Source organism: Enterococcus malodoratus (assembly GCF_027659535.1).
In the GTDB taxonomy this organism is placed as follows: domain Bacteria; phylum Bacillota; class Bacilli; order Lactobacillales; family Enterococcaceae; genus Enterococcus_A; species Enterococcus_A malodoratus.
This window is the reverse complement of sequence record NZ_JAQDPG010000003.1, coordinates 217,120-236,082: the sequence shown is the minus strand read 5'-3', so window position 1 is coordinate 236,082 and position 18,963 is coordinate 217,120. Positions and strand designations below refer to the sequence as shown.

Below are 18,963 nucleotides of genomic sequence, written 5' to 3'. Positions count from 1 at the left end.
TCTTATCACATTTTCAGAAAATCGTTAATTAGTTTCATTTTTTTTAGATGCTTAAGACTTTTTTTAAGCTTAAAAGGACCCATTCGATTAACGGAGTCAATAAAGACTAAAACGATTCACTGATCTTTGTGTTAAGTAATGAAGTGACTTGATTCACTATACGAATCCATCGAGGGTGTTCGACAATAATTTTTAGTAAGTATACGTTGATATTGCCAATAGGAAGAGCGGTATAATGTGAAAACGTACATGAAGTTTTCATAAGAAAATTTTAAAACTTTCCTCTTTTTACACAGGAAAAGCAAATGTTTTTTGTTTCGGATAAGAGTATAATTCGGTTTAGTGTTTAAAATGAGTTGAATAACGAATGGGAATCAGAGAAACTCTTTCATTTTACGAATATTTGAAGGGGATTTTCTAAAGAGTTAAGATGTTCGCGGGGTGCTATCTTTTTCGAAAGAATGTGTTAGAATGAAAATGCTTTTTATCCTGTGAACGTGAAGGGAATTGAGAACATACCATGCCTGTAAAAAAAAGGACACCATGGTTAGAGGCGTTATACGCGGCGATGCCGCTTTGTTTTAGTTATATTCCGGTTGGTTTAGCATGTGGCATGCTTTTACAAAAAGCGGGATTTAACATTTTCTTAACCGCCTTGCTTTCGATGCTTGTTTTTTCTGGAGGCGCGCAATTTTTAGTCGTCTCAATGATAAGTGTTCATGCATCATTTGTGTCCACAATCTTAATGGTTTTCTTCTTGGAGATGCGTTACGCATTGCTAGGCTCCAGTTTGTCGCAATTTTTTAAAAAAGAAAAAAGATCATTTATTGCACTGTTTTCTCAGTCAATGAATGATGAAAATTATGCAGTGAATTATTTGAAGTATTCTACTGATCCTGAGTGGAACCGAAAGAAAGCGTTATATGTTAATTGGTTTTCGATGGCTTCTTGGACAGGCAGTACGGTTTTAGGCACGATTTTTGGTTCTGTTATCCATGTGGATACTGAACTGGTTCATTTTGCTTTGACCGCAATGTTCATTTTTATGTTTATGATGCAGTTGAGTAATGGCCTTTTACTAGCTACCGGGTTATTATCTGGTGGATTAGCAGTTATTTTCATGCTGGTATTTAAAAATACCTTTGGATTGATTCTAGCGACTTTATTAGCTTCTTTTGTCGGCTATTTGATTGAACGCATCCATAAGACGGCCAACACCAAAAATGACGGCCCGGATCATTATGATTTGACCGGCGGGGAGGTTCATCATGAGTAATACGTCGTTGCTGTTATTGATCCTTTGTCTTTTTGGCGCCTCTTACTTGCCACGTCTGTTTCCGATGTTGTATTTTTCACAGCGGCAAGTTCCGCAGTGGTTCAGCGATTGGATGAAATATGTACCAATTTCATTATTTGCGGCATTAGTATTTAAAGATGTGTTTATCAGCGCCAATCATTTTGATTTGATTGGTAATGTGCGAATCATCGCGATGTTTTTAGTTGCTGGTGTCGCGTATAAAACGCGTTCGATGGCGATATCCGTTATTACTGGATTGGCCGCTGTATTTTTACTTTCGATGATTTAAAAAGAGACATGCCCTTCGCGGATGCCTCTTTTTTTGTTAATTTTGATATTCAGCGATTGGCCGATAAGTTAGGATTTGCATTTTTCTGTAAAATTCAGCTGGTAGATTTTTCCATGATTGCAAAAGATTATGGAAAAATCCGCCATCCGCATTGATAATGTATTCATTTAATAAAAGACCAAAGGATTTCTTTGGCTGTTCTTTGACTAATTTTTCGTAGACCTCGGTTGCTTGTTCTTGATTGTCAGCGACAAAAAGTGTGTTGACTTCAACATACGCGCCTTCGATATTTTGTGTCTCTTCTACAAAGTACACGGACTTGGTAACTTTTTGTTTCTCCATCATAGGGGTCACCCTTTCTTTAAGTTACTCATAGCTTACAAAAGAAATATTAACTATTGATGAATTAATTAGCCATTTGTTTCAATTAATTATGAAGTTTTTAAGTTATTTGGCAAAAAGATTTTAAAGTTGCTTCCTTTATTCAACGAACTGTTGACTTTGATCGTTCCGTGGTGTAGCTCAACAATTTGTTTTGCTAGAGCAAGACCTAAGCCATTTCCTTTAGTTTTTCGGCTGGTATCGCTTTGATAAAATTTATCAAAAATACGATCGGCTACTTCTTTTGTCATGCCGATGCCTTCATCGCTGATAGTTAGGACTTGCCCGGTCTCTTCATTTTTCAGGTGTACATAGATATTGCTGTTTTTTGGACTGTATTTTATGGCGTTATCCATTAGGTTCAGCCAGACCTGATATAAAAATTCTTCGTTGCCATAGTAATCGGTGCGAGGTAAGTCCAGATCAAGAGTCAGATTCAGCTGCTCCCATTTCGGTTGTAAAAACAAAATCACTTCGCGAATCTGTTCGTCTAAACGAAAAGGCTGGAAATCAAGGCCTAATCCCTGGTTTTCAAGTTTGCTCAATTTTAAAATATTATCGGTTAAATGAGTCAGCTGTTGCGTACCATCTAACATGCGTTCTAAGTAAATTTGTCGTTCTTCAGGTGACAGTGCTTCATTTTGCAGTAGTTGAACATAACCTTTAATCGTTGCGATAGGCGTTTTGAATTCGTGAGAGACAGTAGAAACAAAATCATTTCGCAACGTTTCAATGCTGCTCAATTCTTTTACCATGACATTAAAATCATGGTAAAGCTCCTTAACATCTTCCATTTGCTGCTGCTCCTTCAATTGAATCGCAAAGTCACCTTTGGCTACTTTACTCATAGCTTGACGCAAATCACCGATCGGCTGCAAAATTCGTTTGCCGACAAATACCGACAGAGCTGCTCCGATCACTAGGCTTAGAAAGATAATGAAATAAAAGGGAAACAGGTGTCCCTCTCGTTCTGGAGCAAGCAATTGGAAATGATTAATCATGAAGAGCAGTCCCACGAAAACTGATAGTACGATCACCATCATCAAAAAGGTGATCACGACAAAATAGATCCATAATTGGGAAAATAATTTTTTTCTCATGAGTAGATAACCGCCTTATAGCCCAAACCACGAATTGTCTCAATAGAGAAATCGGGATTATTTTCTAAGCGTGTACGCAGCCGTTTGATATGAACATCGATCGTTCGTTCATCGGTATCGGAATCTAGTCCCCATATCTCATCCATTAATTGTTGGCGAGTAAAAATTTTGTTGGGATAGGCCAGTAATTTATATAAGAGGAGAAATTCTTTTTGCGGCAGCGTTTCCGTTTGATCAGAAGTTTTAATTTGATACGTCTCTTGATCTAATCGGGTATTTCCGACAATCAATTCTTTTGTATGAACGATTTGAGCACGCCGCAATAAAGCGTCTACCCGTAAAATCATTTCATTTACATCGATTGGCTTCACCATATAGTCATCCACACCAATTGTAAACCCGCGTTTTTTATCTTCAAAAGAATCCTTTGCAGTGATAAATAAAATAGGAAGATCATAATCTGCTTCGCGTAAACTTTCTGCTAGTTCATAACCATCCATGTCCGGCATCATAATATCGCTGATGATCAAGTCAATAAATTGTTTGTCTAAAAGTTCTAGAGCCTCTACACCGTTCATCGTACGAAATACTTCAAAGCGTTCGTTCTTTAAGGCGGATTGATAAAGTAATGATAAGTTTTCATCATCTTCTACGATAAGTATTCGATTCATTTGCGTTGCCCTCCTTTTTGCTCAATAATAATAGCAAATCACTGTGAACCTACTATGAATTTTTGTTCATTTTGAGTTAATAATGCCATGCTATCTTGGCAAAGTAAACTAAGAGAAAAAGGGTGACGCAATGTTAGAACTAAAAGACATAAAAAAACACTACCATGTGGGTGATACGACCACGAAGGCTTTGGACGGCGTATCAGTTGCATTTCGTCGACAAGAATTTGTTGCGATTTTAGGAGCCAGCGGTTCTGGTAAAACGACGATGCTGAATGTGATCGGTGGATTAGACAACTACGACTCCGGTGATATGATAATCGACGGAAAATCAACGAAGACATTTAAAGATGCCGATTGGGATGCTTATCGAAATAATTCCATTGGGTTTGTCTTCCAAAGTTATAACTTGATTGGTCATCTAGGCATTATCGATAATGTGGAACTTGGAATGACGTTGAGCGGTGTCTCAAAAGAAGAAAAAAATCAACGAGCAGAAGATGCATTGCGCCGAGTAGGTTTGGCAGATCATATGCACAAAAAACCGAATCAGCTTTCTGGTGGACAAATGCAGCGGGTGGCGATCGCGCGGGCGTTAGCAAATGATCCTGATATTTTACTCTGTGACGAACCAACAGGAGCCTTGGACACTGAGACGAGTGTTCAAATTATGAATTTGATTCAAGAACTATCAAAAGAAAAATTAGTCATCATGGTTACTCATAATCCAACACTGGCGAATGAGTATGCTGATCGAATCATCGAGTTTTCTGATGGTCGTATTATGAATGACTCCCATCCCCACATTGAAGGTGAGAAGGGGGAGCAATTTCAATTAAAGAGAACCAAAATGAAATTCATGACGGCCTTGAAACTCTCCTTCAACAACTTGCGGACCAAAAAGGGGCGGACGTTCTTAACAGCATTTGCCTCCAGTATTGGGATTATCAGCATTGGGATCGTTCTTTCATTATCGAGTGGATTCCAAAAGCAAATTGATAGTACTCAGGCTGAAACGATGGCGAAGTATCCGATCACGATTTCAAAAACAACGACGGATCAAACGGCCAATCGAAATCAAGCGCTGGGTTCTGATAAGGCAAGTAAAACAAGTAATGAGAACAAAAACAATATAGTTGCGAAAATCAGCGATGAAGACAAAGCACAGCATACGAATAAGCTCAATCAAGATTACGTTGATTATATTAATAAGATTGATCCAAAATTAAGTAATAATATTGGCTTTACACGTGTAGTGGGAATGAATCTTTTGCGTGATGTGGATGGTGATGTGAAGCCGGTCAAATTATCCAACGAAGCACCAGACAGCGGTCCATCAATGATGAGTGCGATGTCTAGTATGACCGGTATGGGTGTTTCTTCTTTCCCAACACAGTTAGATAAAAGTTCTGGCAATTTTCTAGAGGATAATTATAAATTATTATCAGGCGCTTATCCAAAAGCGAACACGGATGTCGTGTTGATTGTCGATGCGAATAACAGTACTAACATCAATTCATTGAAAAATCTTGGCTTTGATATCAAGGATGGCGACAAATTAGATTTTGACAAAATTATTGGTACTGAATTTAAATTGATCAACAACAATGAATACTATTCAAAATTACCAACAGGAAATTTTATTCCAAATAATGATTACAAGGCTATGTACGATAATGCCAACAATGATGTTTTAAAGATTTCAGGAATCTTGCGTGTGAAGAGCTCATCAACGATGAATCTTTTGGCACCGGGAATTGCCTATAGCAATGAGCTAACCTCTAAAATCGTTAACGACAATGAAAACTCAGAGATCGTCAAAGCACAAAGAGATGTAAACACGAATGTGATGACGAATGAAGCTTTAGATGATACAACGAAGGAAAGTACGATTGCTTATTTAGGCGGAGATAGTATTCCAAGCAGTATTATGATTTATCCAAACAACTACAAGGACAAAGAACAAATCTTGAGTTACCTGGATGATTATAATAAGGGCAAGAAAAAAGAAGACAAAATTATCTACACCGACTTAGCAGGAACGATGACTGAGTTGACTGGCGGATTGATGGATGCGATCACCTATGTCCTAGTAGCTTTCGCCGGAATCTCATTAGTGACTAGTATGATCATGATTGGTATCATCACTTATACGTCAGTGATTGAACGGACGAAAGAAATCGGGGTCTTGAAGGCCTTAGGTGCACGGAAAAAAGATATTACGCGTGTGTTTGATGCAGAAACCTGTATTTTGGGTGTTGCCTCAGGAACACTGGGTGTAGTCATTGCTTACTTGGCGACTTTCCCAATCAATGCGATTTTGTATAACATGACCGAGCTGAAAAATGTTGCGCAGCTAAATCCGGTTCACGGCATCATTTTGATTGTCGTATCAACCGTATTGACAATGATTGGCGGACATATCCCAGCGAAGATGGCAGCGAAGAAAGATGCCGCTATTGCATTACGAGCAGAATAAAAGAAATCGAGCAGAGAATTCTCTGCTCGATTTTTTGAATCCATTTTTCGTAGTTCTATAATTGGAAAAACTATCCAACAAAAAAATAGTTAATGACAGCTAATGCAACGAAACCTAAAGTGATCAGTCCGCAGATGAAAAGGTGTAGACGTTTATTCATTAGGGCAACGGCAATGAATTCCCGCAAAAAAGCATTCGGTAAATAATAGCGGGCAGTTTTTGAACCAATGCCATCAATTTTCAGTCCAACATCTTCTGCGTACATTCCAGCTCTGAAAATATGGTAGTTGTTCGAGGTAAATATAGCATGGTAACCGGAAGGTTTTTCACGTTCCATGATCTCTTTACTAAAGCGCATATTTTCGAGTGTGTTGGTAGATTGAGCTTCCATAAGGATATCTTCAGCAGGAATTCCTTGCTCCAACGCATATTCCCGCATCGCTTGGGACTCAGGAACCTTTTCATCTGCCCCTTGTCCGCCAGACATTAAAAGTTGTGGCGGAGATAATGTTTCTTCGCTTTGTTTGCGATAAAATTGGATTGCACGGTCAATGCGTTTTGCTAACAAGGGAGTGACTTTTTCCCCATTAATTAAACCAGCACCTAAGACAATAATGAAGTCTTGATTATATTTTGGATGATTGAACTGGTAGAGTAATGAAATCGATAGAAAATTCCAAAATACGATAAAGAAATAAACTGCGATAGTTGTCGGAATCGACAACAGGATGACGGACCAGTTTGGTAAAATTTTTGGTCCGAAGCTCTGCAAGATAATCAGTGCAATAATCGCCAGCCCTAAAATCAGGGTTAATAGATTAGGAAGTTTACGCGACTCATGCCGCAGAACAATAAAGCTGTTCCCAATCAGAAATATAATTGCTGCATATAATCCAAATAAAATCGTTACTAAGAACAAGATCAGTAAAACAGCGAGAATTCCCGCACCAATCAATGAACTAGAAGTTGCTGTAACAAGACCTACGTATCCCATAAAACTGATCAGGAAAAGATTGAGCAGCCATCCATTCCGTAGGCGACATTTTTCTTTGAAATAGAAAAAACAGAATAGTGAAAAAAACAAGAGCGGAATCAAAATGAAAAAGGTTTTCTTTTGAATCTCAATCGCACAAAAGTATAAAACCAAAAATATTCCCGTCCACATTGAAAAATAGCGAAGTTTCTTATGTCTAAAGCGAACCAGTAAACCAATCAAAATAATAAAATAAATGGCTAAAGCAAGTAAATCTCGTTGTATGTCCATTCCATCACACCTTTTTATATATTCTTTAGGGTTAAGTCTCCTGCCAATTCAGCAGTATCTTTCTTTGATAGTATAGCAAATAAAATGAGAAACACGCAGTTAAGAACTATTAGTTGGTTTTCTTGTAGAAGATTAGTAAAATTATGGGGAGGAGGAATGCGGATGGAAATCAAAGGAGTCGATCGTGTTGATTTGCCGACATTTTTTGTAATTGGTAAAGAAGGACGTGGATTAGCAGAAGATGGGCCATCGTGGGTTCCGTTATTATGGGACCAAATGAATACCCATTTTGAAGAGTTGATTGAACTTTTAGCAGGACAAGAGATGAAGGATCTGCATTTATGGGGATTAATGAGTGATGGTGAACATTGGTTGGAACCGTGGCAGCAAGAGGGACGCTATCTTGCAGGCGTCCAAGTACCGGAGACAGCAGAGGCACCTGATGGTTGGGTACGGTGGGAAATCCCGCCAATGAGTTATCTGACAGTCAAGGCCAGTGCAGAAAAAATTGAAGATGCGACCAACCTAATGTTAGGAGAAATTTTTCCTCTAGAACAAGTAGAACTTGCAGGTGCAATTCATGAACATTATTTACCGCATTTTGCGGAGGGAGAAGTCGAATTATATTTTCCTTTCAAAGCAAAATAAAAAACTTTCGACTCGAGTCGAAAGTTTTTTTATTTATCTTGTCCAATACACTAGACTTTCAAAGTTATGCGAATAAGCTAGTGATTTTTTGCCAGATCAGTTCAAAGGTATTGGCCTTTTCAACTTCATTATTTGTTACAAGATCGGTTGTAGCACCTTCACCTTTTTGAACATAACCTAAAGTGTCTTGAGCTAATGAAACACTGACAGTACCAATTTTTTCGTTTTTGTGAACAGGTGCGATGATGGCATTGTTATCTAACAAGGACTGATCTAATGTTGTTTTGATCGTCAGATTAGTTGGATCCATATCGCTTCGTACCCAAAGTTTTACAGGTTTCTCCATGGCCAAGGAAACAGTTTTCTGTTTACCTTCAGTGACTTTTAAGCTCTTTTTATCGGTGGGAGTTTGTCCTGCGGCGGTTACATCCTGCTGACTCCAATTATTCAAACAGTAATCCATTAATTTATCTGTTTCTGCAAATCGTGCATTTTCATCATTGTCCTGGTTTAGAGCATTCAGAATCACGGTGATGACACGGCGCCCGTCCTTTTGAATCGTACCGACAAAACATGCCCCGGCTAAATCGGTGGTCCCAGTTTTTAATCCATCTACGCCTTCTTTATAATTAGGACCATCAAATAGCATGACGTTCCAATTTTTCATCTCATCAGGTTGAGAAGTGTTTGGCGCGAAAGTTTTTTCGGTGATTTTAGAAGTTTCTAAAACCTCAGGGAAATCTTTGATCAAGTGTTGGGCAACGATCGCTACATCACGAGCAGACATCAAGTTTTCATCGTTTTCTTGGGTGCCTGGGTAAACGTGCTCACCAAGATAAACATTACTTAATCCAGAAGCATTAATGATAGTTGCGTCTTTAATATCCCATTTTGTAAGTTGTTCACGCATTTGATTTACAAAAGTATGCTCACTTCCAGCAATTAATTCAGCCAGAGCGACTGCACATGCGTTGGCTGACTGGACGATCATGGCTTCGAAAAGATCTTTAACAGTGTATTTTTGCCCACGTACTAACGTAACATTTGATAAATCAGGGACGGTGCTCAATTTTTCAGCGTACTCCGAGATCGGTACTTCTTGCTCCCAAGAAATTTTCTGCTGCTTGATTGCATCTAAAACGAGGTATGCCGTAATCGTTTTAGTGATGGAAGCAATGCCTTTTGGGGTGTCCCCATCCTGGTTGAAAAATACTTTTCCCGAGTCAGCGTCAATGGCGTATCCTGCATTCGCATTGACAGAAAATTCATCTGCCGCATGGGCGGTGATTCCTATGAGACTTTGGAAAAAAATTACTAGGACAACCAAAACGAGGGGAAATCTTTTCTTTTTATTCATTGATGGGCTCCTTTATTTCTATTAACCCCAAAAGTTTAGCAAAATCATAGGGTGAATTCAAGAAAATACATGAAAACACCAGAGTTTTTCATTAGTTTTGAAAGACTCTGGTGCATAGTGATAACATTTTTTATTTTATTTACTTAAAAACTGCGTCCGCCGCCGCCAAATGTTCCGCCACCACTGGAGTTTGTAGTGCTGCCGCCTCCACCACCGCCATTATTAGAAGGTTTCGGGATACGACGAGTTGTGACGAAAGAATTAACCAATTGATCCTGACGTTCAGTCAGGTCTAATTGAGCATTTTGCCGGTAGGGGTAACGATAAGTGCCAGTTTTTAATTGATAGCGCAAGCGTACAGAGATGAAGAAACCGATTGCTGCCACCGCTGCAACGATTAAGCCAATCGTAAATTCAAGCGGAGTGATGGATTTGTAATAAGTAACTTTACCAGTCTTTTCATCAATTCGATACGAACCGCTTGGGACTCCGTCATCAACAAAATCTTTTGCGTTAGACAAGTAATCTGCACTGGCTTGATAATAGTTGCCATCCTTCATAGCCGCTTCCACATCGTCTAATAGCCTATCCCGCCGTTTATCAGTCACATAGTCAATCATGTTCCCGGATGTGGATAGATAAATTTCCCGCTGGTTCATATCTAATAAAAGCAGGGCTCCGTTATTATCTTTTCCGACACGAGCCTTTAGTTGAGTATTCGCAAATTCTCGAGGTTCCTCTGTATTGGTATTGGTTGTTAAGATAAAAACATGGCCTTTAATTTTCTGATTGATCGCATCAGCCTGTTTTGAGAGTTCTGTTCGTTCTTCTGGCGATAACAAATTTGCTTGGTCGTCTACTGTATCTGAAGCAGACAAAACTTTCAACGGGTTAAAGAGCGCTAAAAAGCCTAAAAGTAAGAGGATTTTTTTCATAGAAAATACCCCACGATCATTGCTATTATCATAATTACGGCGAAAATTCCACCGGAGAATAAGCCTAAGCGTTTATTGCTGATAGGGAGTATCCCGCTGACTTTGCCGGTTTGTCCATTCATCGCGTAATAATAAGTTTTGTTTGACGCATCTTGGTAGGTTACCAGCCAAACAGGTAACAGCATGTAATGGTTGTCTTGCTTTTCAACATCAACTGATTGACTGCTAGGCGTAAACGTTGTGTAGCCAGAAACTGTATCGCGTAACAAATCTTCCGTATATTCGGTCAGTTCATGATCAATTTGTTCAGCGAGATCTTTGATTTCAATATCGCGTTTTTCCGCTTGAAACCCAGACAAGTATTCTGTGTGAAAATCCACGGCCTGATCGATTGGGAACGGCTGTACGCCTTCCACCATTTTTTGCTGTAGATTTTTTTTCAACGCATTTTTGGTCAGATGTTGGATTTTGGCTTTACCTTTGCGAAAAATTTGATAGACTTTCGTTTCAGTATATTCAATTTCTCCCACGATCCAGACACGTAGTGAAGTCCCTTTGCCGGTTAAGTTACCATCGGTTTCAGCATCAACTACCCAATAGGGAAAATAAACACCTGTCATTTTTTCAATTTGCTGTTCGTTAAAAAAATCTTTCGGGATGAAGCGTTTCTTTTGTGTCCATGCTAAAAAATCAGCAACAGCCTTTTTTCGATCAATCTTAAAAGGCAAGACCTTGTTAGGTAAAAACTCTCCAGTCAAACGTCCTGACAGTACGACAGGGTTATGACAGAAGTAACAATAGGTGGCGGCGGTGGTGTGATCGGTAACAATTTGAGCGCCGCAACTGGGACAGAGAAAGAGGTCAACGTCATCGCTGCCCGTCTTTTCTGAACTAACAGTTTCTGTTTGTGCATCCGCAGTTGGATCTGCATTCTTGGCTTCAAATTTTTCGATATCTTCCACAGTAAAAATGCTCAAGCAATAATCACAATGAAATTTTTGATCACTTGGATTAAATGTTAAAGGACCGCCGCAGTTGGGACAATGATGTGTTAATACATCTGCCATTGCAGGCTCCTCCTAATTCGTAATAGTTTAGTCTAATGGAACACCTTTGAAGGGCTTGCCACAATGTGGACAGAATTTTGGCACACCATTGCTTAAGTCAACAACTTCACCACATTCGCTGCACTTCATTTGAATTTTTGCCGCCGTAGCTGGAGCGGGTTTCGGTTCGCCACAGTTGCTGCAGAACTTACCAGAGTTCTCTTCTCCGCATTTTGGACAAGTCCAGTGATCGCCAGCAGATTTCTGCTGTGCTTGCTGATTTTGTTGAATCTGCTGATTGTTGTTTTGCGATGCTTGATTGAGAAAGTCTCCGCCGGCATTCATTCCCATACCCATTCCGAAGAAACCAGTGGCAGCACCAGCGTCATTTTTACCAGCAGCTTCCATGCCGCGGGCAACAGAGCCTTGGACATAGCCCTCACGGACATTTGGATCGCCTAACATTGCGCCTTCGTTCCGCATGTTAATTAATTTTGTGGAATCATCTGTGTAAGAGATACTGGCAACAGCAACGGCAACGATTTCCATGCCGCGTAACTCTTTCCAGCTATCATCTAGCGCATCAGACAGATACTTGCTTAGTTCCAGACTTTTTGAAGGCACGTAAGAGATACGCTGCCCATCGGCAGACATTTGATTAATCGCTGCTTGTAAGCCAGTCAGAAATTCTTGCAAGTATTGCTCATTAATGTCGCTGATATCAACTTGAACCATGTTTCTTGGAATCGCATTGGCAAAAAATAAAATTGGATCAGTTATCTTAATAGAGTAGGATCCGTGTGCTCGTAAAAATAATTCCGCATTATAAAAATTATCGAAATAATTCAAAGGAGTGCTGGTACCAAATTTGATTCCTTTGATTTCTTGCAGATTGATATAAAAAACTTGTTGCTTCTGCGGTGTTGCACCGCCAAATTTGAAACGACTAAAGGTTTCAGCAACGGCATCTTTTAATGAACCATTGAACATTGACGGTGCGGAGTTATTCTCCACCGTGTAATATCCTTCTTCAGCGGTATAATCAATAATCTTTCCGCCATCCACTAAGAGCATCATCATATTTGGATAGACATGAATGACGGAGCCATCCGTTATCACATCGCTGGTTCCTTTTTTGTTACTTCCGCGTTTATCATCTTTTCGTACAGCCACTCCTTTTGACATGACTGTTGTCTGTCCCATATCGGCAGGTTCAATCACCTCTAGCCATTGATCGGCTAGACCGCCGCCGATGCTGCTAGTTGCTGCTTTAAATAGTCCCATGAATATCCCTCCATAAAAACGTTTTTCTCATTATACCACAGGCCTTTTTTGAATTAGAAAGGATGCAGTCCAACAAATTAAAAGGTGCTAAACAATTGCGCTGGATGATCGGTTTCTATAGTTTTTTTACGTGAAATCACGTATAATAAAAAGCAGTGATTTTGAAAGAAAAGAGGAGAATTATGGCGTATCAAGCACTTTACCGCGTTTGGCGTTCACAACGTTTTGATGACTTAGTCGGGCAAGAAGCAATCACGAAAACGTTGAAGAATGCGATCCAACAACAAAAAACTTCCCACGCCTATCTATTTACCGGCCCCCGCGGAACAGGGAAAACCAGTGCGGCGAAAATTTTTGCCAAAGCCATCAATTGTCCCAACAGTGTAGATGGGGAACCTTGCAATGAGTGTGAAATGTGCCGTTCGATCACCGAGGGGCGACAAGAAGATGTGATTGAAATTGATGCTGCAAGTAACAATGGTGTGGAAGAAATTCGCTTTATCCGCGATCGTGCAAATTATGCACCGACTACAGCTGAATATAAAGTATATATTATCGATGAAGTTCATATGCTTTCTACTGGGGCCTTCAATGCTTTGTTAAAAACGTTAGAAGAACCCAAAGAGCACGTGATTTTCGTCTTAGCGACGACCGAGCCGCATAAGATTCCGGCGACAATCATTTCACGGACTCAACGTTTTGATTTTAAACGAATTGATGTGCAAGCGATCATCGGACGAATGGCGTACATTCTTGAACAAAGCAACCAGCCTTATGAAGAGCAGGCATTGTCTGTTATAGCAAGAGCGGCAGAAGGCGGGATGCGGGATGCTTTAAGTATTTTGGATCAAGCTATTTCCTTCAGTAATGAAAAGATTACTTTAGAAGATGCTTTAGCCGTGACCGGTAGTTTGACTACTGAAATGATGGACAATTTTATAGGAGCATGTCTCCAACAAAATGTCAGCGGTGCTTTGGAAGTTTTAGAAAATATTTTGGCGGAAGGTAAAGAGGCTCGTCGATTAACTGAAGATTTACTGTTGTATTGTCGAGACCTGTTAATTTATCAGCAAGCACCAAAACTTTTAGAAAATCGAGCGGCTTATTTGACGGAAAACTTCAAACAATTAGCCGAAACAACGGCTTCTGAACGTTTGTATAGCATGATCAAGATTTTGAGTGAAACGCAAAATGAGATTCGTTTTACAAATCATGCTAACATCTACTTAGAAGTCGCAACGGTGAAATTAGCGACACCGCAAACTACTACTGAGTCAGCAACAGTGGTTCAGTCGAGTAATACGGAGACACTAGCAGCAATACAGCCTGCCGAACAATCGGAGTTATTGGCACTAAAAACGCAGCTGCAACAGTTGCAAAATGAGATGCAGCAAATAAAAAATAACCCGACGGCTGAAAAAGAAGAACGCAAAATTGCGCCGAAGAAAACAGCTAGCAGTTATCGAGTACCAACGGAGCGCGTCTATCAAGTATTGAGCGAGGCGACCAAAGACCATTTACTTAATGTGAAGAATGTTTGGGAAGATCTATTGATGGCTCTATCAGTAACTCAGCGGGCGATGTTGAAGGCCAGCGAACCGATGGCCGCAGGACCTGGTTTATTGCTGATTGCGTTTGATTATGAGATTGTTTGTCAACGAGCAGACAGCAGTGATGAGTTACGCTTGAATATGCAGAATAGTTTAAGTATGATGATCAAAGATTACTCACCTGATTTTGTCTTCATTACTCGCGAAAGCTGGCCGCGTTTGCGCCAAGCTTTTGTTAGCCAACATCAGGATCGTCCTGTAGCGGTAGAAACAAACGATACAGAAGATGAAATTAGTCTATTACCACCAGAAGAAACGAATGAAGTCGTTGAACAAGCAAAAAGCCTGTTTGGCGATCTTGTAACGATTAAGGAAGATTAAAGGAGCGAAACGTATAATGATGCGCGGAATGGGAAACATGCAAGGTATGATGAAACAAATGCAAAAAATGCAAAAAGAAATGGTAAAAGCTCAAGATGAATTGAATGCCAAGGAATTTACTGGCCGTTCAACTAATGATTTAGTGACAGTGACATTTACCGGCGATAAAAGTATGAAAGCTATGGCTATCAATCCTGATTTGATTGATCCTGAAGACCCAGAGATGCTGCAAGATATGATCGTTTTAGCTGTCAATGATGCGATTGCAAAGATCACAAAAGAGACAGATCAAACAATGGGTCAGTACACTAAAGGACTACCTGGAATGTAAGTCATTTTTTCTTGATTAAGAATAGAAACTAATTTTTCAAATATGAAGTTTATGCTAATAGTATTATCCATGTTCGGCTTAACGAACTAGCTTTTGCGCTTTTGCCTATTGCTAAAAAGCTGAACAAGTCCGTGAGCCTTTCTGGAAGAGAGGAAGGACAGAATGCAATATCCAGAACCAATTGCAAAGCTGATTGAGAGTTACATGAAGTTGCCGGGAATTGGACAAAAGACTGCAACTCGGTTAGCCTTTTTTACGATTGATATGAAAGACGAGTCGGTTAATGAATTTGCACGATCGTTGATCAGTGTAAAACGTGATTTGCGTTTTTGCAGTATTTGTGGAAATATCACTGAAGAAGACCCTTGTGAGATCTGTTCAGATGCAACTAGAGATCGCAGTACAATCTTAGTCGTAGAAGAACCAAAAGATGTGATGTCAATGGAAAAAGTACGTGAATATCATGGCTTGTATCATGTGCTTCACGGTGTGTTATCACCGATGGAAGGTACGGGGCCGGAAGATATCAATATCGCACCATTGATTAAACGTCTGCATGATGATGAAATCAAAGAAGTCATTATCGCGACAAACGCTACGACAGAAGGCGAAGCAACCGCAATGTATCTATCGCGGTTAATAAAACCAGCAGGTATTAAAGTTACACGATTAGCTCATGGCTTATCAGTCGGCAGCGACATCGAGTACGCCGATGAAATCACTTTGTTAAAAGCAGTGGAAGGACGCCGTGAATTATAAGAATTTCGCGGTGTCTTTTTGAAAAAGATCCATAAGATCAAAATTATTTTGGGGGACAAGAACGTGAACGGATTATTTATTACGATTGAAGGGCCAGACGGTGCTGGGAAAACCAGTGTGCTAAATGAGCTTTATCCAAGATTACAATTAACGGCGAAACGATCCATCGTCAAGACAAGAGAACCTGGAGGCATTCCGATCGCTGAAAAAATTCGTCACGTGATCCTCGACCCTAGCAATGATCGAATGGATGATCGAACAGAGGCTTTGCTATATGCGGCAGCGCGTCGTCAGCATTTGATTGAAAAAGTATGGCCCGCGCTTGATGAAGATAAGATTGTTCTGTGCGATCGTTTTGTCGATAGTTCATTGGCTTATCAAGGAGCTGGCAGAGGGATCGGCATGGAGGAAGTTGCAAAGATCAATGAATTTGCGATTGAAGGCACAACGCCTGATGTCACGCTGTATTTAGACGTAGATTCAGATACTGGACTGCAGCGAATCATGAAGAACCGAACCAATCAAATTGACCGTTTGGACTCAGAAGGGTTACAATTTCATCAAAGGGTTCGACACGCCTATCTAAAATTGGCGGATGCAAATCCAGATCGAATCATAAAAATTGATGCTCGGAAACGTTTAGATGAAGTCGTAAATGATTGTTTTTACGAGTTGTTGACGCGTTATCCAGACTATTTCCAATCATGAGAGGTGTAAACTATGAAACTTATTTTAGCGATCGTTCAAGACAAAGACTCTAATCGTTTGGCCAATGAATTTATTGATGCGAACATTCGAGCAACGAAACTTTCTTCTACCGGGGGCTTTTTGAAGGCTGGGAACAGTACCTTTATCATCGGGATCGAAGACGAACGCGTGGAGGATGCTTTGGCTTTGATTAAGGAAACCTGCCAAGCACGTACGCAATATGTCACGACACCAGTGACCTTAGATATTTCATTAGATGGACAAGTCCCTTATCCAGTTGAAGTTGAAGTCGGCGGTGCGACAGTCTTTGTCTTGCCAGTCGAAGGCTTCCACCAGTATTAAGATGGAAGAGGCAAAAAAGCTTCAGACAATTCAACCTATTGTTTTTCGTCAATTACAAAACAGTTTTGAGCATGGGCGAATGGCCCATGCTTATCTTTTTGAGGGAGATCAAGGGACCGGAAAAGCCGAATTAGCTTTGTGGTTCGTGAAGCATCTGTTTTGTTTAGATCTGCAAGAGGGGATGCCTTGCGAAAAGTGCAACAATTGTCTGCGGATAACCAGCAAAGATCATCCCGATGTCGTTGAAATCGAGCCAGATGGACAATCCATCAAGGTTGATCAAATTCGGGCGCTTCAAAGTGAATTAACGAAGAGCGGCTTTGAATCTGCGAAAAAAGTCGTGATTATTCACCAAGCAGAAAAGATGAATTTGAACTCGGCCAATAGTTTATTGAAATTTTTGGAAGAACCACCAGCCAACTTTATGATCATTTTAGAAAGCCAATCGTTGGGAAAAATTTTGCCAACAATTCGCTCTCGGTGTCAGATCATTCACTTCCAAGCGTTGTCTACAGGACGCTTGCAGTCCCGTTTAGAAGCGGATCAAATCCCTACAAAAACTGCAAAACTCTTAGCGAATTTAACAAATAGTTATGGAAAAGCTGTTGAAATCTCAAAAGATGAATGGTTTAATGAAGCTAGAGATGTTGTTATTCAATGGTTTAATTATCTCGAAAAAAATGATTCACAAGCGTTTATCTATGTTCAGAAAAAATTGGTGAAGACGTTTAAGGACAAAACACAACAACAATTTGCTTTTGAAATGTTGGCGTATTTTGTTAAAGAAAAACGTGATCAAGTGATGAAACAAAATCAAACGGGTTTAGGAAAATACAATTACCTGTTAGAAGAAGTTTTATCAGCCAGTCAGAAACTAGAAGCGAACGTATCATTTCAAAATATCGCAGAACAAATAACGTTACATATCGTTTTTGCTTAACGTTATTTAAGAGAGTAGGGAAAACCATGGTTGAAGTTGTGGGTGTTCGTTTTCGGGACGCTGGGCATGTTTATTATTATGCACCAGGTAAAAACGAATATTTTTATAATGATAAAGTCTTGGTCGAGTCACAACAGGCGCACCAGATTGCGACAGTGGCAATTCCAAAAATTGAAATAGCAAAGAAAGATTTGTCCGATGATTTAAAAGTGATTTTACATAAGGCATCAGACAAAGAACTGAAGAAAGTGGCTCAAAATGAAGCGGATGCAGAAGCGGCCTTCAAGACCGCAAAAGAAAAAATTCGCGCACATGAGTTGGAAATGAAATTAATCCAAGTAGAATATACCTTTGATCGCAGCAAAATGATTTTCTATTTCACTGCGGATGGCCGAATTGATTTCCGAGAATTAGTCAAAGACCTTGCAGGTTGTTTTCGAACAAGGATCGAATTGCGTCAAATTGGTGTTCGTGATGAAGCGAAGATTCTTGGCGGGATTGGTCCATGTGGACGGCCATTATGCTGTTCGACTTTCTTAGGTGATTTTATTCCTGTCTCCATTAAGATGGCAAAAGACCAAGGACTGTCACTAAATCCAACAAAAATCTCTGGACTTTGCGGTCGCTTGATGTGCTGCCTGAAATACGAAAATGGCGAATATGAAGCAGCCAAAAAAGAGATGCCGGATTATGGCAAAGAAATCAATACGCCAGAAGGACGCGGTAAAGTGATTGGCTTGAATCTGCTGAGTAAGGTAGTGAAGGTCCGCTTGTTTGGTCGTGATGCAACGATTGATTTTGATTATCAAGAACTAGTTGAAGCGGGTGATTTATCATGATGGATCGGCGTTCTTTATATGATGGCTTGAATCAATTGGAGCAAGACATGCATAAAAATCTTGATGACTTGGTTTCGATGAAAGAGACGCTGTTAGAGCTCGTTGAAAAAAATGCTACATTAGAGATGGAGAATGAACGTTTACGGGAACGAATTCGTGAAATTGATGAAAAAAAATCACCAATTTTAGATGAACGACAAGAACTGTCAGAATCTCGTTTAAATCTTGAAAAAATCTATGAAGACGGGTTCCATGTCTGCAATCTGCTCTATGGATCAAGGCGTGAACAAGATGAGCCCTGTGCTTTTTGCTTAGATGTCATTTATCGAGAAAGCAAACAAAAGTAAAGTCTCTCCAGAAGC

Annotated in this window: 20 protein-coding genes; 12 read left to right on the top strand and 8 right to left on the bottom strand. The window is 39.9% G+C overall.

Going from position 1 to position 18,963, the window contains the following annotated elements:
* The first annotated feature begins 520 nt into the window (after positions 1 to 520).
* Both PGP85_RS07060 and PGP85_RS07055 read left to right on the top strand, forming a co-directional pair.
* On the top strand, positions 521 to 1,276 hold the full coding sequence (locus PGP85_RS07060) for an AzlC family ABC transporter permease (RefSeq protein ID WP_010740809.1): 756 nt from the start codon (positions 521 to 523) through the stop codon (positions 1,274 to 1,276).
* Positions 1,269 to 1,586: an AzlD domain-containing protein gene (locus PGP85_RS07055; RefSeq protein WP_010740808.1), complete on the top strand. Its 318-nt coding sequence runs from the start codon at positions 1,269 to 1,271 to the stop codon at positions 1,584 to 1,586. The genes PGP85_RS07060 and PGP85_RS07055 overlap by 8 nt, the downstream gene beginning before the upstream one ends.
* A gap of 36 nt (positions 1,587 to 1,622) precedes the next feature.
* Here the strand turns inward: PGP85_RS07055 and PGP85_RS07050 are convergent, their stop codons facing one another.
* The 3 genes from PGP85_RS07050 to PGP85_RS07040 all read right to left on the bottom strand — a co-directional run bounded on the left by PGP85_RS07050 (position 1,623) and on the right by PGP85_RS07040 (position 3,738).
* The gene (locus PGP85_RS07050; protein WP_010740807.1) at positions 1,623 to 1,931 is read right to left on the bottom strand and encodes a hypothetical protein; all 309 of its coding nucleotides are present in this window, start codon (positions 1,929 to 1,931) and stop codon (positions 1,623 to 1,625) included.
* An 86-nt stretch (positions 1,932 to 2,017) separates the two neighbouring features.
* Positions 2,018 to 3,067 carry a sensor histidine kinase gene (locus tag PGP85_RS07045; protein ID WP_270326763.1) on the bottom strand — a complete coding sequence of 350 codons (1,050 nt, stop codon included), beginning with the start codon at positions 3,065 to 3,067 and terminating at the stop codon, positions 2,018 to 2,020.
* Positions 3,064 to 3,738, bottom strand: coding sequence for a response regulator transcription factor (locus PGP85_RS07040; protein WP_010740805.1), 675 nt, complete (start codon positions 3,736 to 3,738; stop codon positions 3,064 to 3,066). The genes PGP85_RS07045 and PGP85_RS07040 overlap by 4 nt, the downstream gene beginning before the upstream one ends.
* A gap of 130 nt (positions 3,739 to 3,868) precedes the next feature.
* Between PGP85_RS07040 and PGP85_RS07035 the strand changes: the two genes are divergently transcribed.
* Positions 3,869 to 6,217, top strand: coding sequence for an ABC transporter ATP-binding protein/permease (locus PGP85_RS07035; RefSeq protein ID WP_010740804.1), 2,349 nt, complete (start codon positions 3,869 to 3,871; stop codon positions 6,215 to 6,217).
* A gap of 70 nt (positions 6,218 to 6,287) precedes the next feature.
* Here PGP85_RS07035 and PGP85_RS07030 read toward each other — a convergent pair whose 3' ends face one another.
* The gene (locus PGP85_RS07030) at positions 6,288 to 7,481 is read right to left on the bottom strand and encodes a YdcF family protein (protein ID WP_010740803.1); all 1,194 of its coding nucleotides are present in this window, start codon (positions 7,479 to 7,481) and stop codon (positions 6,288 to 6,290) included.
* Positions 7,482 to 7,643: 162 nt separating this feature from the next.
* Here PGP85_RS07030 and PGP85_RS07025 point away from each other — a divergent pair, with 162 nt between their 5' ends.
* Positions 7,644 to 8,129 (top strand): GyrI-like domain-containing protein, encoded by a 486-nt coding sequence (locus PGP85_RS07025; protein WP_010740802.1) that lies wholly within the window; start codon positions 7,644 to 7,646, stop codon positions 8,127 to 8,129.
* Between the two features lie 64 nt (positions 8,130 to 8,193).
* Here the strand turns inward: PGP85_RS07025 and PGP85_RS07020 are convergent, their stop codons facing one another.
* The 4 genes from PGP85_RS07020 to PGP85_RS07005 form a co-directional block, all read right to left on the bottom strand.
* The gene (locus tag PGP85_RS07020) at positions 8,194 to 9,486 is read right to left on the bottom strand and encodes a serine hydrolase (RefSeq protein ID WP_270326759.1); all 1,293 of its coding nucleotides are present in this window, start codon (positions 9,484 to 9,486) and stop codon (positions 8,194 to 8,196) included.
* 143 nt (positions 9,487 to 9,629) lie between these two features.
* Positions 9,630 to 10,421, bottom strand: a complete 792-nt coding sequence (locus tag PGP85_RS07015) for a TPM domain-containing protein (protein ID WP_270326757.1) — start codon at positions 10,419 to 10,421, stop codon at positions 9,630 to 9,632.
* Positions 10,418 to 11,488, bottom strand: a complete 1,071-nt coding sequence (locus PGP85_RS07010) for a hypothetical protein (RefSeq protein ID WP_010740799.1) — start codon at positions 11,486 to 11,488, stop codon at positions 10,418 to 10,420. The genes PGP85_RS07015 and PGP85_RS07010 overlap by 4 nt, the downstream gene beginning before the upstream one ends.
* A gap of 27 nt (positions 11,489 to 11,515) precedes the next feature.
* A complete protein-coding gene (locus PGP85_RS07005; protein ID WP_270326754.1) occupies positions 11,516 to 12,751 on the bottom strand; it encodes an SPFH domain-containing protein in 1,236 nt (411 codons plus the stop codon).
* A 182-nt stretch (positions 12,752 to 12,933) separates the two neighbouring features.
* Between PGP85_RS07005 and dnaX the strand changes: the two genes are divergently transcribed.
* From dnaX to PGP85_RS06965, 8 genes are all read left to right on the top strand, one after another.
* Positions 12,934 to 14,682 carry a DNA polymerase III subunit gamma/tau gene (dnaX, locus tag PGP85_RS07000; RefSeq protein WP_270326753.1) on the top strand — a complete coding sequence of 583 codons (1,749 nt, stop codon included), beginning with the start codon at positions 12,934 to 12,936 and terminating at the stop codon, positions 14,680 to 14,682.
* 16 nt (positions 14,683 to 14,698) lie between these two features.
* Positions 14,699 to 15,013, top strand: coding sequence for a YbaB/EbfC family nucleoid-associated protein (locus PGP85_RS06995; RefSeq protein ID WP_251866786.1), 315 nt, complete (start codon positions 14,699 to 14,701; stop codon positions 15,011 to 15,013).
* A gap of 162 nt (positions 15,014 to 15,175) precedes the next feature.
* On the top strand, positions 15,176 to 15,772 hold the full coding sequence (recR, locus tag PGP85_RS06990; RefSeq protein ID WP_010740795.1) for a recombination mediator RecR: 597 nt from the start codon (positions 15,176 to 15,178) through the stop codon (positions 15,770 to 15,772).
* 63 nt (positions 15,773 to 15,835) lie between these two features.
* Complete coding sequence (gene tmk / locus PGP85_RS06985; protein ID WP_251866785.1) at positions 15,836 to 16,480, top strand: dTMP kinase; 645 nt, start codon at positions 15,836 to 15,838, stop codon at positions 16,478 to 16,480.
* Between the two features lie 12 nt (positions 16,481 to 16,492).
* Positions 16,493 to 16,822 carry a cyclic-di-AMP receptor gene (locus tag PGP85_RS06980; RefSeq protein WP_010740793.1) on the top strand — a complete coding sequence of 110 codons (330 nt, stop codon included), beginning with the start codon at positions 16,493 to 16,495 and terminating at the stop codon, positions 16,820 to 16,822.
* Between the two features lies 1 nt (position 16,823).
* Positions 16,824 to 17,762, top strand: coding sequence for a DNA polymerase III subunit delta' (gene holB / locus PGP85_RS06975; RefSeq protein ID WP_090403019.1), 939 nt, complete (start codon positions 16,824 to 16,826; stop codon positions 17,760 to 17,762).
* A 26-nt stretch (positions 17,763 to 17,788) separates the two neighbouring features.
* Positions 17,789 to 18,601, top strand: coding sequence for a PSP1 domain-containing protein (locus PGP85_RS06970; protein WP_010740791.1), 813 nt, complete (start codon positions 17,789 to 17,791; stop codon positions 18,599 to 18,601).
* Positions 18,601 to 18,948, top strand: a complete 348-nt coding sequence (locus PGP85_RS06965; RefSeq protein WP_034709502.1) for a DNA replication initiation control protein YabA — start codon at positions 18,601 to 18,603, stop codon at positions 18,946 to 18,948. Before PGP85_RS06970 ends, PGP85_RS06965 begins: the two co-directional genes overlap by 1 nt.
* The last annotated feature ends 15 nt before the right edge of the window (positions 18,949 to 18,963 follow it).

Bases quoted from the DNA above. Each gene is read 5' to 3' on its own strand.
- PGP85_RS06980 (WP_010740793.1), top strand. From the start codon at position 16,493: ATGAAACTTATTTTAGCGATCGTTCAAGACAAAGACTCTAATCGTTTG.
- PGP85_RS07030 (WP_010740803.1), bottom strand. From the start codon at position 7,481: ATGGACATACAACGAGATTTACTTGCTTTAGCCATTTATTTTATTATT.
- PGP85_RS06970 (WP_010740791.1), top strand. From the start codon at position 17,789: ATGGTTGAAGTTGTGGGTGTTCGTTTTCGGGACGCTGGGCATGTTTAT.
- PGP85_RS07020 (WP_270326759.1), bottom strand. From the start codon at position 9,486: ATGAATAAAAAGAAAAGATTTCCCCTCGTTTTGGTTGTCCTAGTAATT.
- PGP85_RS07005 (WP_270326754.1), bottom strand. From the start codon at position 12,751: ATGGGACTATTTAAAGCAGCAACTAGCAGCATCGGCGGCGGTCTAGCC.
- PGP85_RS07040 (WP_010740805.1), bottom strand. From the start codon at position 3,738: ATGAATCGAATACTTATCGTAGAAGATGATGAAAACTTATCATTACTT.
- PGP85_RS07060 (WP_010740809.1), top strand. From the start codon at position 521: ATGCCTGTAAAAAAAAGGACACCATGGTTAGAGGCGTTATACGCGGCG.
- PGP85_RS06965 (WP_034709502.1), top strand. From the start codon at position 18,601: ATGGATCGGCGTTCTTTATATGATGGCTTGAATCAATTGGAGCAAGAC.
- PGP85_RS07045 (WP_270326763.1), bottom strand. From the start codon at position 3,067: ATGAGAAAAAAATTATTTTCCCAATTATGGATCTATTTTGTCGTGATC.
- PGP85_RS07050 (WP_010740807.1), bottom strand. From the start codon at position 1,931: ATGATGGAGAAACAAAAAGTTACCAAGTCCGTGTACTTTGTAGAAGAG.
- PGP85_RS07015 (WP_270326757.1), bottom strand. From the start codon at position 10,421: ATGAAAAAAATCCTCTTACTTTTAGGCTTTTTAGCGCTCTTTAACCCG.
- PGP85_RS07055 (WP_010740808.1), top strand. From the start codon at position 1,269: ATGAGTAATACGTCGTTGCTGTTATTGATCCTTTGTCTTTTTGGCGCC.
- PGP85_RS06995 (WP_251866786.1), top strand. From the start codon at position 14,699: ATGATGCGCGGAATGGGAAACATGCAAGGTATGATGAAACAAATGCAA.
- dnaX (WP_270326753.1), top strand. From the start codon at position 12,934: ATGGCGTATCAAGCACTTTACCGCGTTTGGCGTTCACAACGTTTTGAT.
- holB (WP_090403019.1), top strand. From the start codon at position 16,824: ATGGAAGAGGCAAAAAAGCTTCAGACAATTCAACCTATTGTTTTTCGT.
- PGP85_RS07010 (WP_010740799.1), bottom strand. From the start codon at position 11,488: ATGGCAGATGTATTAACACATCATTGTCCCAACTGCGGCGGTCCTTTA.
- PGP85_RS07035 (WP_010740804.1), top strand. From the start codon at position 3,869: ATGTTAGAACTAAAAGACATAAAAAAACACTACCATGTGGGTGATACG.
- PGP85_RS07025 (WP_010740802.1), top strand. From the start codon at position 7,644: ATGGAAATCAAAGGAGTCGATCGTGTTGATTTGCCGACATTTTTTGTA.
- recR (WP_010740795.1), top strand. From the start codon at position 15,176: ATGCAATATCCAGAACCAATTGCAAAGCTGATTGAGAGTTACATGAAG.